The sequence below is a fragment of the Enterobacter hormaechei ATCC 49162 genome (assembly GCF_001875655.1).
GTDB classification, from domain to species: Bacteria; Pseudomonadota; Gammaproteobacteria; order Enterobacterales; family Enterobacteriaceae; genus Enterobacter; species Enterobacter hormaechei.
The window spans coordinates 1,373,210-1,387,555 of record NZ_MKEQ01000001.1 but is presented as its reverse complement, the minus strand read 5'-3'; the positions used below and the strand labels follow the sequence as shown (position 1 = coordinate 1,387,555).

14 protein-coding genes are annotated in these 14,346 nt (G+C 54.3%); 2 read left to right on the top strand and 12 right to left on the bottom strand.

The genetic code is table 11. The features are described from left to right. The 3 genes from BH712_RS06950 to BH712_RS06940 form a co-directional block, all read right to left on the bottom strand. Complete coding sequence (locus tag BH712_RS06950; RefSeq protein ID WP_006809512.1) at positions 1–2,550, bottom strand: fimbria/pilus outer membrane usher protein; 2,550 nt, start codon at positions 2,548–2,550, stop codon at positions 1–3. A gap of 20 nt (positions 2,551–2,570) precedes the next feature. Then, positions 2,571–3,245 carry a fimbrial biogenesis chaperone gene (locus BH712_RS06945; RefSeq protein WP_006809511.1) on the bottom strand — a complete coding sequence of 225 codons (675 nt, stop codon included), beginning with the start codon at positions 3,243–3,245 and terminating at the stop codon, positions 2,571–2,573. Between the two features lie 69 nt (positions 3,246–3,314). Further along, positions 3,315–3,851, bottom strand: coding sequence for a fimbrial protein (locus BH712_RS06940; protein WP_006809510.1), 537 nt, complete (start codon positions 3,849–3,851; stop codon positions 3,315–3,317). A 256-nt stretch (positions 3,852–4,107) separates the two neighbouring features. Between BH712_RS06940 and ybiB the strand changes: the two genes are divergently transcribed. Then, complete coding sequence (ybiB, locus tag BH712_RS06935; protein WP_006809509.1) at positions 4,108–5,070, top strand: DNA-binding protein YbiB; 963 nt, start codon at positions 4,108–4,110, stop codon at positions 5,068–5,070. 116 nt (positions 5,071–5,186) lie between these two features. Here ybiB and ybiJ read toward each other — a convergent pair whose 3' ends face one another. From ybiJ to mcbA, 3 genes are all read right to left on the bottom strand, one after another. Further along, positions 5,187–5,447 carry a DUF1471 family protein YbiJ gene (gene ybiJ / locus BH712_RS06930; protein WP_003858474.1) on the bottom strand — a complete coding sequence of 87 codons (261 nt, stop codon included), beginning with the start codon at positions 5,445–5,447 and terminating at the stop codon, positions 5,187–5,189. Between the two features lie 285 nt (positions 5,448–5,732). Beyond that, complete coding sequence (locus tag BH712_RS06925; RefSeq protein WP_032673571.1) at positions 5,733–5,999, bottom strand: DksA/TraR family C4-type zinc finger protein; 267 nt, start codon at positions 5,997–5,999, stop codon at positions 5,733–5,735. 123 nt (positions 6,000–6,122) lie between these two features. Continuing rightward, the gene (gene mcbA, locus BH712_RS06920; protein ID WP_032673749.1) at positions 6,123–6,386 is read right to left on the bottom strand and encodes a DUF1471 family periplasmic protein McbA; all 264 of its coding nucleotides are present in this window, start codon (positions 6,384–6,386) and stop codon (positions 6,123–6,125) included. 242 nt (positions 6,387–6,628) lie between these two features. Between mcbA and rlmF the strand changes: the two genes are divergently transcribed. Further along, positions 6,629–7,540 (top strand): 23S rRNA (adenine(1618)-N(6))-methyltransferase RlmF, encoded by a 912-nt coding sequence (gene rlmF / locus BH712_RS06910; RefSeq protein WP_006809505.1) that lies wholly within the window; start codon positions 6,629–6,631, stop codon positions 7,538–7,540. A gap of 45 nt (positions 7,541–7,585) precedes the next feature. On the opposite strand, the gene ybiO is transcribed toward rlmF, so the two are convergent. The 6 genes from ybiO to rhtA all read right to left on the bottom strand — a co-directional run bounded on the left by ybiO (position 7,586) and on the right by rhtA (position 14,183). After that, entirely contained in the window at positions 7,586–9,796 is a 2,211-nt protein-coding gene (gene ybiO, locus BH712_RS06905; protein ID WP_032673569.1) for a mechanosensitive channel protein, read from the bottom strand. A 120-nt stretch (positions 9,797–9,916) separates the two neighbouring features. Beyond that, positions 9,917–10,639 carry a glutamine ABC transporter ATP-binding protein GlnQ gene (gene glnQ / locus BH712_RS06900; protein WP_006809503.1) on the bottom strand — a complete coding sequence of 241 codons (723 nt, stop codon included), beginning with the start codon at positions 10,637–10,639 and terminating at the stop codon, positions 9,917–9,919. Then, positions 10,636–11,295, bottom strand: coding sequence for a glutamine ABC transporter permease GlnP (gene glnP / locus BH712_RS06895; RefSeq protein ID WP_003858462.1), 660 nt, complete (start codon positions 11,293–11,295; stop codon positions 10,636–10,638). The genes glnQ and glnP overlap by 4 nt, the downstream gene beginning before the upstream one ends. A 93-nt stretch (positions 11,296–11,388) precedes the next feature. Then, positions 11,389–12,132: a glutamine ABC transporter substrate-binding protein GlnH gene (glnH, locus tag BH712_RS06890; protein ID WP_006809501.1), complete on the bottom strand. Its 744-nt coding sequence runs from the start codon at positions 12,130–12,132 to the stop codon at positions 11,389–11,391. A 361-nt stretch (positions 12,133–12,493) separates the two neighbouring features. Further along, positions 12,494–12,997 carry a DNA starvation/stationary phase protection protein Dps gene (gene dps / locus BH712_RS06880; protein WP_000100801.1) on the bottom strand — a complete coding sequence of 168 codons (504 nt, stop codon included), beginning with the start codon at positions 12,995–12,997 and terminating at the stop codon, positions 12,494–12,496. A 298-nt stretch (positions 12,998–13,295) separates the two neighbouring features. After that, positions 13,296–14,183, bottom strand: a complete 888-nt coding sequence (gene rhtA, locus BH712_RS06875; protein ID WP_006809500.1) for a threonine/homoserine exporter RhtA — start codon at positions 14,181–14,183, stop codon at positions 13,296–13,298. Between the last annotated feature and the right edge of the window lie 163 nt (positions 14,184–14,346).

Here is a 14,346-nt window from a genome sequence, read left to right as displayed (position 1 = left end):
TCAATGACACTGCGCGGCAGCGTTAATGATGCTGGATTTCGCTTTCTCATCCGTGAGGGCATAGTCAGCGACGCAGTGCTCGCTTGCCTCCTGTCCCCAGGAGACGTTGAGATGCCCCTGCTGTGGCAGACCCGAGAGGTAGGTCTGGCCGTCATTCCCGACAATAAATTCGCTGTCCTTATCGTCCGTGGTAACCGTTGCGCCGAAGGGCAGCGGTTTTCCGTTTTGCGTGAGCGTCATCAGTACGCGATTGCCCACGCGGGTATTAAAGCTGGCGCGTACCACGGCACCGCGGGTTGGGGTCACGATCTGCGCGGCGTGGGTGACGTCGGCGTCGTCCGGCAGCGTTTCGGTATCCAGCGCAATGGTGTTGTGACGATAGGCGGTCACGTACGGCACGACGGTATAGCCGCGGAAGTCAGTTTCGACGCCCGTCTGGTTCGCGATGTGCGTCCCGTGCGTTCCCGGGGCTTTCACCAGCGCGATCGTCTCACCCAGCGGCTGGCTCAGCGTGATGCCATTCGCATGGGCAATCACGCCGCCCTGCACACCCACGTTCAGGGTTTGCTGATGCTGATCCTGACTGACTCCTGCGTTCACTTCGCCATAGGTCGATTTGTAGTCGGCGCTCAGGCTGGTTGAATTACCACTCCCCGTGCTGCTTAGCCCTTCCTGAATATTCCAGTTCAGGTTGTCTTCTTTCAGGGCCGTACCGTTCAGGCCGATGTTCTGCGTGGTGCCGTCTTTGGTGTTGTTCAGGTTGTATGTGGCCCAGGTGTTATGCATCCAGCGATCCAGCGGTACCGAAACGCTCAGCGAGAACTGGTTGTCGTTCGTGACCTCATTACCGTCTTCATCGCTGTCCTGGGTGTTTTTGTTCATGCTGTAGCTGAGGCTGTAGCTTACGACGTGCCAGCTGTTGTTGTAGCTGACGCTCATGGACGTCATGTCCTGGTTCTGGCTCCAGTAGGTTTCCTTCACCATGCTCAGCGTGACGGACCCCCAGCCTTCCGGCAGCGTCTGGTCGATAGTTGCTTCGGTACGGGCTCGGCGCTGCTGGGGGGCAGACCAGTCGTCGGAATGGGTATACGACTCCATAGTGTCGTCCAGGGTGTAAAACCCCTTGCTGTTATAGCGATAGCCCGCAAGCGTGAAGTTGGTGCCCGAACCGGCGAAATCTTTGCTGTAGCGTACGCGCCACGACTGGCCTGTACTCGCCTGCTGTTTTTTCAGCAAGGCTTTGGCGCGGGTCACGTCGATGGAGAACGCCCCCAGATCGCCCATGTTTTTCCCGGCACCTATTGCCTGCGACTGGTAATGGCTACTCTGCTGAAGGCCACCATACGCGGTGAAGCCGTAGGGTAAACCGTAGATGGCGCTCCCCTGGGCAAACGGCGTCTTTTCAACATCTTTGTCATAAGCGCGATAACGCCCGGCGGTAACGCTGTAGCGCAGATTTTTTTCACGCTGCAACACCGGCACGGAGGCATAGGGCACGACGAAATGGCTTTCGCTGCCGTCGGTTTCTTTCACCGTGACCTGGAGATCGCCGCTGCTGCCGGTTGGGTAGAGGTCGTTAATTTCGAACGCCCCCGGTGCAACCGTGTTCTGATAAATGACGTACCCGTTCTGGCGGACCATTACCAGCGCGTTGCTGTGGGCGGTGCCGCGAATAATGGGGGCATAGCCTTTCTGACTGTCCGGCAGCATGTCGTTATCGGATTTCAGCTCTATGCCGGTGTAGGGCACGCTGTCAAAAACGTCGGAAGGCGAGGAGCTTTGGCCAACGGTGAGGTCGCTTTTCATCGCCACAATATCGCGTTGCGCATAGGTGTAAACGGAGGTGAATTTGTGCTCCTCCTCGTTACCCGTGGTGCTGCGATTCCAGGTGGAATAGTTACGTACCCGCCAGGCACCGATGTTCAAACCGGGACGCAGGTTGACGTACTGGCTACTGTTATCCTGCTCCCCCTGCTGGCGCGCATGGCTTTGGCTGGCATTTGCGCTGTAGTTAAGCAGGCCTGCGTTGATCCCTTCGTCAAACTCTTTCGGGTCGATGTAACCGCGAGGCACCTGGCCCAGCGCCGATTGGGGAATGCTCAGAAGTAGCTGCTGATTGCGCACGCGAAAGGTCGCGGAAGCCGCAGGAATAGCGCGTAAATCGGCACACTGGCCTTTTGCCATCAGCTGCGGGTATTTCTGGGTTTTGATACCGAGGCTTTTTAAATCCTCGAGGCTAAAGCAGGGCTGAAGCGTGCTGGTGCCCTCGGCATCTTTTACTAACGTAAAGGTAACGTCGCGGGTATCAATTTTCGCGTTATTGATAAACACCGCAACCTGATATTTACCCGGCGCCTGGCCCGGTCCTTTTTCATAGACAGACAGGTCGGTCATGCCCTGCTGCGGATTATCAATATCCAGCAGGGCAGGGTTAAAATAATCATCCGCCAAAACCTGCTGCGCAAAGATCGCCATTACCAGGCCACAAAGAATGACCAGTAATGACGAAAATCGGCAAGTGAACGGCTTTTTATGGCTGTACATGATCATCTTATGACAGGGATATATTATTAATGAACGGACTTCGACCAGGTATGGCTGACGCTGCCGTAATCATTAATAATGGAATACGCGACGGTCGAGCCTCCGACGTTGCCCGGTAAAGCAAAATGCGTTTCGGTTTTTGGTACGGCCCAGGTCGCTTTTGTGACTTTCTGACCATTCAGCGTGACGGTCTGGAAATTCATATAGAAAGGCGTGGGGTTATTCACCACTAAATCGTTACCTTCACGACGCCATTCAAGTTGATCGGCCACATCGTCTGGTTTGCCTTTTACCGCAGACGGGCGATACAGCAATTTAATGCGGGTATTAATGGCAATTTGCAGCGTATTCATGCCTTCAACGTGCTTTGAAGACGGGATCGCTTTAATATTCAACCAGTACAGGGATTCCCTGTCTTCCGGTAAATTTCCACCCGTACGCACCACGCGCAGGACGTTATCCTCTTTCGCATCCAGACGGAAAAGCGGCGGAGTGATCAGGAACGGGGCTTTGGCCGGATTTTTACTGCCAGAATCGACCCAGGACTGTACCAGATAATCCGTCGTATCTGGGTTTGAAAGACCAAGAGATGATTCCTTTTTATCTCCCTGATAGACCAGACGGGTACCATTAATAATGACCCCCGCATGTGCCGAGGCGGCTACCAGTAAAAGAGTGCTCAGTAAATAACCGTGGCGCATAAAGATTTCTCAATAAATAGACGAGATATTAATGCCCGCAAAAGCATTAATATCCCGGGATTGATAAGATCAGTTATAAATAACGGTGAAGGTCGATACCGAGTTGGCAGGACCTGCGGTAATGGCTGCCTGGGTCTGAATATAACGCGCGCCGAACTCCAGATCGTTAACCGCCGTACCGGAGGTTAACGGATATTCCTTCGAAGGCGTATACAGGCTGACAGGTTGTCCGGAATCGTCAACCAGTTGGATGGCCACACCGGTCGCAGCATCTGTATCTGGCGTGATTGCCAGCGCAGTGTTGTTATTAACATCCGGCGTACCGCCAAAGTTAATCGCTGCGGAGGTCACCGTTTCCGGGCAATTCGTTAACTCAATATTAAACTTCGTTAATGTGCTGGTCGAACCGGCACCCGTAAAGACCGTTTTTGACACTTTACCCAACTCAACGTTTAATGGATTACTTAATCCATTCACGACCTGACAGGCAGAATCGATAATTTCGCCGTTAAAATTGATCTGGCCTTCGCCGTTGGTTGCCGCAAATGCGGATGCAGAACATCCCACCGTTGCGGCAATAAATAACCCTAATGCAACCTTGTTCATAGTAAATCCTGATTTGTTTCTGGCAAAAACGTTGCCTGGACGTTTTCACCGTTGGCCTTTAATGACTTTCAGATGTTTATTTAATCAAAAAAAAGGCAAGCACGAATCTTTTGTCCCAATCACAAATAATGCAAAAAATGCTTGAGTTTATTTTTTTTAGCTGAAAACAGCGGGTTGATATTGATCACAAAACACTATCGGGGGCGTGTTCATCGGGCTATATTGTTAACAAGATGATGCTGTCAGGAGAAATGTCGTGGATTACCGCAAAATTATCAAAGAGGTAGGGCGTGGGAAAAACCATGCCCGGGATCTGGACCAGGAGACAGCCCGTGCGTTGTACACGCATATGCTGAATGGCGACGTGCCGGAGCTGGAAATGGGCGGCATTCTGATTGCGCTGCGCATCAAAGGGGAAGGTGAAGCGGAGATGCGCGGTTTTTACGAGGCCATGCAGGCACAGACGATGCGTTTAACCCCGCCCGTCACGAAGCCGATGCCGGTTGTGATCCCGACCTACAATGGCGCGCGTAAGCAGGCAAACCTCACGCCGCTGCTGGCAATTCTGTTGCAGAAACTCGGTTTCCCGGTGGTGGTGCATGGCGTGAGCGAAGATCCGACGCGCGTACTGACAGAAACCATTCTGGAATTATTAGGCATCGAACCCACTCTCCATGCTGGTCAGGCGCAGGCGAAACTGGAGGGGAACCAGCCGGTCTATATTCCCGTGCGTGCGCTCTGCCCGCCGCTGGAAAAGCAGCTGGATATGCGCTGGCGCATGGGGGTACGTAACAGCGCTCACACCCTCGCGAAGCTGGCGACGCCGTTTGCCGAAGATGCTGCGCTGCGTCTTTCCAGCGTCTCCCATCCGGAGTACGTGACGCGCGTTGGACAATTCTTTGCCGAAATCGGCGGGCGGGCGTTGCTGATGCACGGGACGGAAGGGGAGGTGTACGCCAACCCGCAGCGTTGTCCACAGCTGATGCTGATTGAGCCTGCCGGAACGCGGGTCGTGCTCGAACGTGGGGAAGAGAACAGCGATGTGATCCTGCCTGAGTCGAAAGATCCGCAGGTCACCGCGCACTGGATAGTGCAGTGTCTGGCCGGAAAGGTGCCGGTTCCGCAGTCAATCAAGCTGCAAATGGCCTGCTGTCTGCTGGCGGCAGGGGAAGTGGAGTCCGTGGACGCCGGGTTGCAGCGCGTGGCGCAGTCGTTTTAAGCAAAAAAAAGCCCGTCCAGTGGCGGACGGGCAAACAAGGGTAACAACAACAGGGTCAATGAGGGTTGGAGCATCTCACCAGAGGGTATGGCGAGGGTGGAGCATAATGTGTTCGATTACTTGTAGATAACCGCAGTACCGCTCAGCTTGTTATTACCGTTAGTGGAGGTAATGGTGTATCCACTTGCGCCAGCAGCGGCAGCTTTTTCAGCCAGTTTGGCTTCCAGACCGTCCAGCGTGGTCGCGCCTTCAGCACTCACCACCCCGATTTTGTTCAGATCCTGTGCCTGAGTAGAGGAGACAGGCTCTACAGCGAAAGCGCCGAAAGACAGAGCGGACAGGGCAACAGCGGCAACAGCATATTTGATGGTTTTCATAGGTCAATTCTCGCAGGTTATTCTGTTAAGGGGACGATGTTCCGTCGATGTGATAAGTATCACGGTTTTCAGCGGAAGATAAAATCGAAGAGAATTGACGTGGTTGCTCAAAAAAATTGAATGACAAATAACTTATTGATTATTAATAAATTCAGAAGCGCAATTGACACTTCTTGTGGATGCGCTTTACAGAAGCAGTGAGAAGGGCACGTTTTGCTACGCGTTTCGCTAAAAGTCGTGAGCGTAAAGTAAACTGCTGGCGCGGTTAACTACGGTAAAGGAAAGTCAACGTAACTGGCTGTCTTTCGATCCTCTGCGATTATATCCTGAATGAGCCGCGTTTTTTGAATCTTTCTCCTGCTGACAGGCGATGCATAGCCGTACGCCGGGAATGGCTTTACGCCGGGCCTCAGGAATAGGCTCCCCGCACTCTTCGCATTCCGTTAAACTTTCGCCGCGCGGAATTTCACCGCGAGCACGGGCAACCGCATCTTCAATAGTACTGTTGATCTGTTCGTTAACGGCATCGTCATTCGCCCAGCCGGAAGCCATCATGTTCTCCTGATCGGTTTAAGCCATACCTCTCAATATGGGGTTAAAAAACGCACAGTCAAGCTGAAGGAAGGAAATGAGGACTGCATCTGCCTGGCAGATGCAGTGTGAGAAAAGAGGGCGTTATTTATAGATGGTCGCGGTGCCGTACATATGGTTATCGCCACCGGCAGCGTTCACCACGAAGCCTTTCGCTCCTTCCTGACGGGCTTTTTCGGCCAGCTTGTCCTGAAGGTCATCAAGGTTGCTTGCCCGGCTGACTGAGACCGTCCCGGCCGCGCGTAGCTGGCTGGTATCGGTGCTGTCGGTCAGGGGTTGAACGGACCAGGCAGAGAACGATGCGCCTGCCAGCGCACCCGCAATAATTAAGGTCAGATACTTTTTCATAATCACATCCTCAGGGGAAACCACAGGTGATTCCTCTTAAGTTTAGAAGCCTGACGAATGTGATTTAGCGCAAAAATTTGATGATGATCTGCTTATTTTTTGAACGATAAATGCTGACAATGTGCTGACAGATCATAGACATACAAATTGCTGATTTCCGTCTGTTTTTTGTACAGTGCAGACAGATATTTACCCCCGCGCCGTCACGGGGTATCTTACGCGGCTGTTTAAAGGAGAATGCCATGACTTCCCAAAAGCCGGGATTGCACCCGCGTAACCGCCATCGTAGCCGCTACGACATGAAAGCCCTGTGCCAGAGCTGCCCTGCGTTGCAGGATTTTATCGTTCAGACCCCAGCCGGTGAACCCTCGGTAAACTTTGCCGATCCGCTGGCGGTTAAAACGCTGAACAAAGCGCTGCTGGCCCATTTTTATGGCGTTACGCACTGGGACATCCCGGAGGGTTTTCTCTGCCCGCCGGTGCCAGGCCGTGCGGATTACGTCCATCACCTTGCCGATCTGCTGGCAGATGACAATGGCGGCGTGGTGCCGAAACAGGCTACCGTGCTGGATATCGGGACCGGCGCGAACCTGATCTACCCCCTGATTGGCGCACATGAGTATCAGTGGCGGTTTACCGGCAGCGAGACGGGTGCCGAGGCCTTCGCCAGCGCGCAAGCCATTATCAACGCCAACCCGGGGTTAAGCCGGGCCGTTCGTCTGCGTCGTCAGAAGGATGCCGCGGCTATTTTCAACGGCATCATTCATAAGAACGAACACTATGATGCCACCCTGTGCAACCCGCCGTTCCACGATTCCGCCGCCTCCGCACGCGCGGGAAGTGAACGCAAGCGGCGTAACCTGGGCCAGGCTGAAGATGGCGCGCTGAACTTTGGCGGCCAGCAGCAGGAGCTGTGGTGCGAGGGCGGGGAAGTGGCCTTTATATTGCGCATGATTGCCGAGAGTAAGGGCTTTGGTCGTCAGGTGAAATGGTTTACCACGCTGGTCTCCCGTGGCGATAACCTGCCGCCGCTTTACCGCGCCCTGACCGACGTCGGCGCGGTGAAAGTGGTCAAAAAAGAGATGGCGCAGGGCCAGAAGCAGAGCCGCTTTATTGCCTGGACCTTTATGGACGATAACAAACGCCGCAAATAGCACCCCATCGCAGGCCGGGTAAGGCGAAGCCGCCACCCGGCTCGGCTACAGCGTCGGCTCCTGCGGAGGGAGCGGCGAAGCGGGCGGCGACAATACCTGATACGTCTGCACCGGCGCTCTCACGTTCGCCAGATCGAAGTGCTTCTTCACCATGCTGTCGAGAGCGAAGCGCACCGTCCACTGTTTTAGCGGCTGGGTGGTGAACGACACGCGCAGGGTAAAGGCGGTGTTCGTCAGCCCGACGATGCCCGCAAACGACGGCTCACCAATGACCAGCCCGCGAATATCCTCCATCTCCATCAGCTCGCTCACCGCATCCCGCAGCGCCTGTTTCGCCTTATCGGCATCCTCGTGACGATCGACATCGTAATTCGCCACCACCGAACCAATGCCGCGCACAAAGTTGGCAAAGGTGGTGATCGATGACCACGGAATGATGTGGTACGCGCCGGTATCCTGACGCACGCCGACGGAGCGAATGGACATGCGTTCCACCGTGCCGGTGAGCGGTCCGATGGTCACCAGATCCCCGGTGTTCATCCCGTTCTCAAACTGGATAAAAATACCGGTGATAATGTCCTTCACCAGCGTCTGCGAACCAAAGGAGATCGCCAGCCCCAGAGCACCGGCGCCCGCCAGCAGCGGGGCGATATTCACGCCGATTTCCGACAACACAATCATGATGGTGATGGTACTGATAATCACCGCCAGCGCATTGCGGCACAGGGTCAGCAGCGTGCGGGCGCGGGCGCTCGGCAACGGTCTGCCGTGGACATCCGACACCAGACGGTTTTCGATAAGGCTTGCCAGCAGCGTCCAGCCGACGGCGGAGAAGAACAGGATCAGCGCGATGCGAATAAGAATATCAACGGTCTTTTCCCCCGCGCCGTTATGCAGCCAGTTCCAGAAATCAAACAGACTCCACGCGTTCAGCAGCAGCATAATTGCCACGCAGACCGTCAGAATACGCGCCACTTTCAGGGACACCGTCATCCAGCCGTTCACCCGCTTTTGCAGTTCCGGGTAATTACGCTGCACCTGCGGCGAGAGAGTGATTGTTTTCGACAGCCAGCGGGAGAGCAGGCCCGAGACAAAGGCCGCGATGCCGATGATCGCCAGGCTTTTGAACGTCGCCCCCATCATAAATTTCAGGCTGTTACCCGGGTCGAACAGGGAGAAAAAACAGAGCACAATAAAATAGGCGCTGGCCAGCCAGTGCCACACCAGCGCAAAGGCGCGAATAAAGAGGCTGAAAAAGGAGAGGGAGCGATCGGCCAGGTGCAGCAGACTGTCGGTAATCGCTTTTTTATTGTGAAAGATAAGGTAAAGCGCCCAGACGGTAATGCAGAGCATGATCAGCACGTTCGCCAGCGCGCCGAACTGCACGTTAACCTGGTTGGAGATAATGGGTACGGCAACCAGCAGGCCATAGCCGATCAACCCGCTCAGCACGCTGAGTCGCACCGCCCAGTATTTGGCGCTCTGATCCGAAATGGCGAAGGGGCGAAGGTCCGGCACGCGCGGGCAGAAGATCAACCGCAGAAGGGCCTTAAAGAACTCAATCAGGGCAAACGCATTGAGGAACAACCCCTGCTGAAACGCGATGGTTTTGTTTCCGGTATTAAGACGGTCGGCCAGCATCTGGCCGACAAACAGCGTCAGGGCCAGCAGCAGTAAATCGATAATAAAGGCTCCGGTAATCATTGCCGGAAGATGCAGCCAGCTGCTTTTATGCTGATTCTTTTTACGTCCCCACTGACCCATCTTCCGGTAAAGCGGCCAGACTGACAGGCGCAACAGCCAGTAAAAAATGAATACGGCACCGGCCAGAATAGCAAACTGGGTGGCGGCGGCGGAAAAGGTGTGAGGATTAAAAGGCTTATGGGAGGTGCCAACCAGGTTGCGAAAGAGCTGGGCAAAACGCGACGACAGGGCTTCCCCGTAGCGGCGACTGATGTCGGTGACGTTTTCCAGTACCGTTTTTTCTTCTTCGGCTTCCGGCGGCGCAATAGCGGGAACCGGATCCTGAGGCGGCGTGGCGGCCACCTTTCTCAGCTGATCGATCAACTCCTGCCGGGACGTGTCGTTTTCAAGCACGTCGGCAAGCGCGCCGTAGGCGGCTTTTTTCTGTTCAGCGTCGGGTTCTGGCGGCGCATTTTGCTGGGTGGCGGTGGCGCCGGTGGTGACGCCGGGAAGGGTTACAGCAAGTGATGGCGCGCTGAACAGGCTTAACAGTAGCAACAGGATCCACGGCACGGCGTCCTCCGACAAAAATATCGTGCAAAATGATAAGTATAGAGCGCGGGAAGCGGAGGGGAGGTTTTGGGAACAATCCGGCGTAAAAAAGCCGGGCATGCCCGGCTCTGGGTGTGTCTATCAGGAGACGTGTTGCAGGAACTCCTGGAGGCGCTGGCTTGGTGGGTTCGCAATCAGCGCCTGCGGATTCCCGTCTTCCGCGATACGGCCCTTATCAATGAAGATCAGACGGGACGCCACCTTTTCGGCAAAGCCGATTTCGTGGGTCACGATCACCATCGTCATGCCTTCTTCCGCCAGATCCTGCATAACTTTCAGCACTTCGTGACGCAGCTCCGGGTCGAGTGCCGACGTTGGCTCATCGAACAGCATCATCTTTGGCTTCACCGCCAGCGCACGGGCAATGGCCACGCGCTGCTGCTGGCCGCCGGACAGCTCGGAAGGATAGTGGTGGGCACGCTCCGCCAGACCAACCTTCGCCAGCAGATCTTTTGCCAGCGCTTCCGCTGCCGCTTTGCTGGCCCCGCGCACGCGCAGAGGACCGAACATCACGTTTTCCAGCGCCGTCAGGTGCGGGAACAGGTAGAACTGCTGGAACACCATGCCCGCTTCCTGGCGGATCAGGCGCTCGTCCACTTTCGGATCGTTAACCTTCAGGCCATCGACGATCAGATCGCCGCTGGTGATCTCCTCAAGCTTGTTAATGCAGCGCAGCAGGGTGGATTTACCGGAACCGGACGGCCCGATGATCACCACCACTTCACCCTGCCTGATGTTCAAATCGATATTGTGCAGCACCTGGGTTGGGCCAAAGTGCTTCGAAACGTTTTTAAATTCAATCACAGGATTTTCATCCTTCTTTCAAGACGACGCAGAACAAAGCTCAGGACAAGCGTGATAATCAGATAGACAACGGCCACCGCACTCCAGATTTCCAGCGCGCGGAAGTTGCCCGCGATGATCTCCTGGCCCTGACGGGTCAGCTCGGCCACGCCGATAACAATGAACAGCGAGGTGTCTTTAATGCTGATGATCCACTGGTTACCCAGCGGCGGCAGCATGCGGCGCAACGCCAGCGGCAGGATCACGTGGCGGATGGTTTCGCGACGGGAAAGACCTAACGCCAGACCGGCTTCGCTGAAGCCTTTATGAATCGACAGCACCGCGCCGCGGGTGATTTCCGCAATGTAGGCGCCGGAGTTGATCATAATGGTGACAACGGCGGCGCTGAACGGGTCAATGCGCAGGTCCGTGAAGGCCATCGGCAGGGCAAAGTAGATGAACATGACCTGCACCACAATAGGGGTGCCGCGGATCACTTCGATGAAAACCAGTGCGATGTGGTTTGCAATCCAGCCGCCGTAGGTGCGGGCGAAACCGGCGACAAGACCGATAATCAACCCGCCAACCAGACCGAGGACCGAAATCCACAAGGTCATTTTAGCGCCTTCAAGCAAGAGAGGAATGGCAGGCCAGATGGCGCTCCAGTCAAACTGCATGATGTATTCCTGTATACCGTGGTGAAAAACAAAAAACGTAGGCCCGGTAAGCGGGAGCGCCACCGGGCGTTACAAACCTGAAGTCAGGTGAAATTATTTAGGCTCGCTACCGAACCATTTTTTGTAGATTTCGTTATAGGTGCCGTTCTCTTTCAGTGTTTTCAGCGCGCCGTTCACTTTGTTACGCAGGTCATCGCTGCCTTTCGGGAACGCGATACCGTACTGCTGCGCTTCCAGAGAGTCGCCTACGGCTTTGAACTTGCCGTTACCGGCGGTTTTGATGAAGTAAAGGATGTTAGGCGTGTCGTGCAGCACCGCGTCAGCGCGGTTGGTGCCCAGTTCCATGTAAGCATTGTCGATGTTCGGGAACTGACGCAGGTCTTTGGTTTTGATGTTGGCTTTCGCGTAATCAACGGAACCGGTGCCACTCTTCACGGCGACCACTTTACCGTCGAGATCTTTCACGCTTTTCACGTCGTTGTTATCCGCTTTCACCATCACCAGCAGGCCGCTTTTGTAGTAGCCGTCAGAGAAGTCGATCGCTTTTTTACGCTCTTCGGTAATGGTGATGCCTGCCAGTGCCAGGTCAACGTTTTTGGTTTGCAGTGCCGGAATAATGCCGCTGAAATCCATTGGCTTCAGGGTGTAATCCAGTTTGAGTTCTTTTGCGACAGCGGCCCACAGATCCACGTCAAAACCAACGTATTTATCACCCTGTTTGAATTCAAACGGTACGAACGCCGTGTCAGTCGCCACAACCAGTTTGTCGGCAGCCTGCGAGGACACCGCAAACGCCAGGGTAAGTGCAGCCAGTGAAACTTTTAATACAGACTTCATAGCATTTCCTTTTATATCCACGGGGCGATCCCCTGCGAGAACCTCTGGCACAATGAAAAAATCATGCCAGTTTTACAAGCTGTTGTTTTGCAAAGGGGATGATGTCACGCATTGCACAAAAAGCGTGGCAATTTTGTCAGGTTGCACCAGAATGGAGCACCGTTTTGGTGCGCGTCGATAAGGCCTTCTGACAAGGGGATATTTAGCGCAGAATCTGACGAAAAAACAATCTTCCGTTAACGGTTGTGTGAGGTGATTATTACATTTTATTCACTTTTGCGGCCGTTGCGGGCAAAAGTGCGCACCATAAATGTGCAAAACCCCCGCCAGGGGCGAGGGTTATTCAGATAATCCGCAGGGATTATTCGATGTTGGATTCAATGAACCACAGGAACTGATCCAGGTCGCGTGACGCGGCAGTGAAGATATCAGCGGTGTCTTCATCTTTTGCTTCGCCAATCGCTTTACGCACATCGTTCGCCACAATCGCGTAACGGTCCGCCAGCTCTTTCAGGTGATCCTGAACGGTATGAATATCCAGCGGATAGCTTTTCAGTGGCGTTTTGCTGTTGATCACCTGTGTGGTACCCAGTGCCACACCGCCCAGCTGTACGGCGCGCTCGGCCATGGTATCCAGGTGAGTCACCAGTGCTGTGCGGAAGCCATCCAGCATTTCATGAACGGCAATAAAGTTTGCACCGCGCATATTCCAGTGGGCCTGTTTGGTGATCAGCGAAAGATCGATGAACTGGACCACCTGGCGATTCAGCAGCTCAATGGTCGCTTTTTTATCGCTATCCGATACATCGTTACGGGTATAAAGCAGATTAGACGCTTTCGTTTTCACCAGTTTAGCGGTACTCATAATCTCATATCCTCTTGATGTTTGTGTCCCAGGTAATTACGGAACTAAGTATAGCACCGGATTTATTGTCTGCGGTTTGGCTCTGCCTATTGGTTTAATAGCGAAAGGTGTGGTGTATTGCCAGTGCATTGAAATTAAAGGGGTTTATATAAATTGATGCAGATCAATCTTAATTCCTCTCCTGACAAGGCGGGCAGGTGAAATATTTTGGCAATATAACAGAGTTTGTAAGAAATTATTTGAAGCACTGATGAGAGGTATATTCTGCATGGCGGGTAAGCCATGCAGAATTTAAGGCTTAGTTAAGGTCAATTTTTTGAACTTTTGGTTCCGGGCGCATGGTCAGCGTGGAGCCCATTGACGCCGCGATAATGGAACAGAGCGCCAGCGTTTGCACCAGGGTCAGGGTTTCCCCGAGGAAAATCATTCCTGATATGGCAGCCAGCGCGGGCTCCATGCTCATGAGCGTACCAAAAATGCGTGTGGGCAGACGCGTCAGGGCGATCATCTCCAGAGAGTAGGGAAGCGCGGTGGAGAGAATGGCGACCGCCAGCCCAACCGGCAGGATGGACCATTGCCATATGGAGTCCGTGGCTTGTGCCATTCCGATCGGGACAAAAATGATGGCGGCAATCAGCGAGCCTAAGGCGACCGTCGCGGGGCCGTGCTCTTCGCCCGCACGCTGGCCAGTGAGAATATACACCGCCCAGCACGCCCCCGCGCCCAGCGCCAGAGCAGCCCCTGTCAGATCGACTTGTGAAACGCTTTGACCAAGCGGCAGCAGGAACCATAGCCCCAGGACGGCCAGTATGACCCAGATAAAGTCTACCGGACGACGAGAAGAGAAGAGGGCAACCGCCAGCGGGCCGGTAAATTCAAGCGCAACCGCGATCCCCAGCGGGATGGTCTGAATAGAGAGGTAGAACATGTAGTTCATCCCTCCCAGCGCCAGCCCATAAAAGAGCAGGGGCAGTCGCTGCTCCTTTTTAAAACGCAGCCGCCAGGGTTTAAAGATAACCACGAGGATCAGTGTGCCTAACGCGATACGCAGCGCCGTGACGCCCGGCGCACCCACCAGCGGGAAGAGCGATTTTGCCAGCGATGCGCCGCTTTGTATGGACATCATCGCGATGAGTATGACTGCCACCGGCATCCAGACCGATGATTTACGGGGTAAACCAGGCATCCTTTCTCCTGTCAATTTATGTCAAAAGAGGTAAAAGTCGCAGTGTAATGGAAATAAGCTGCAACGGTTGAGCTACTGTTGAAAAAAATCCAGGGAAAATCCGTAAAATGAAGAAACGTTGATGCTTTTATCGCCTGCAAGATTAGGAATAATCTGGATGAAC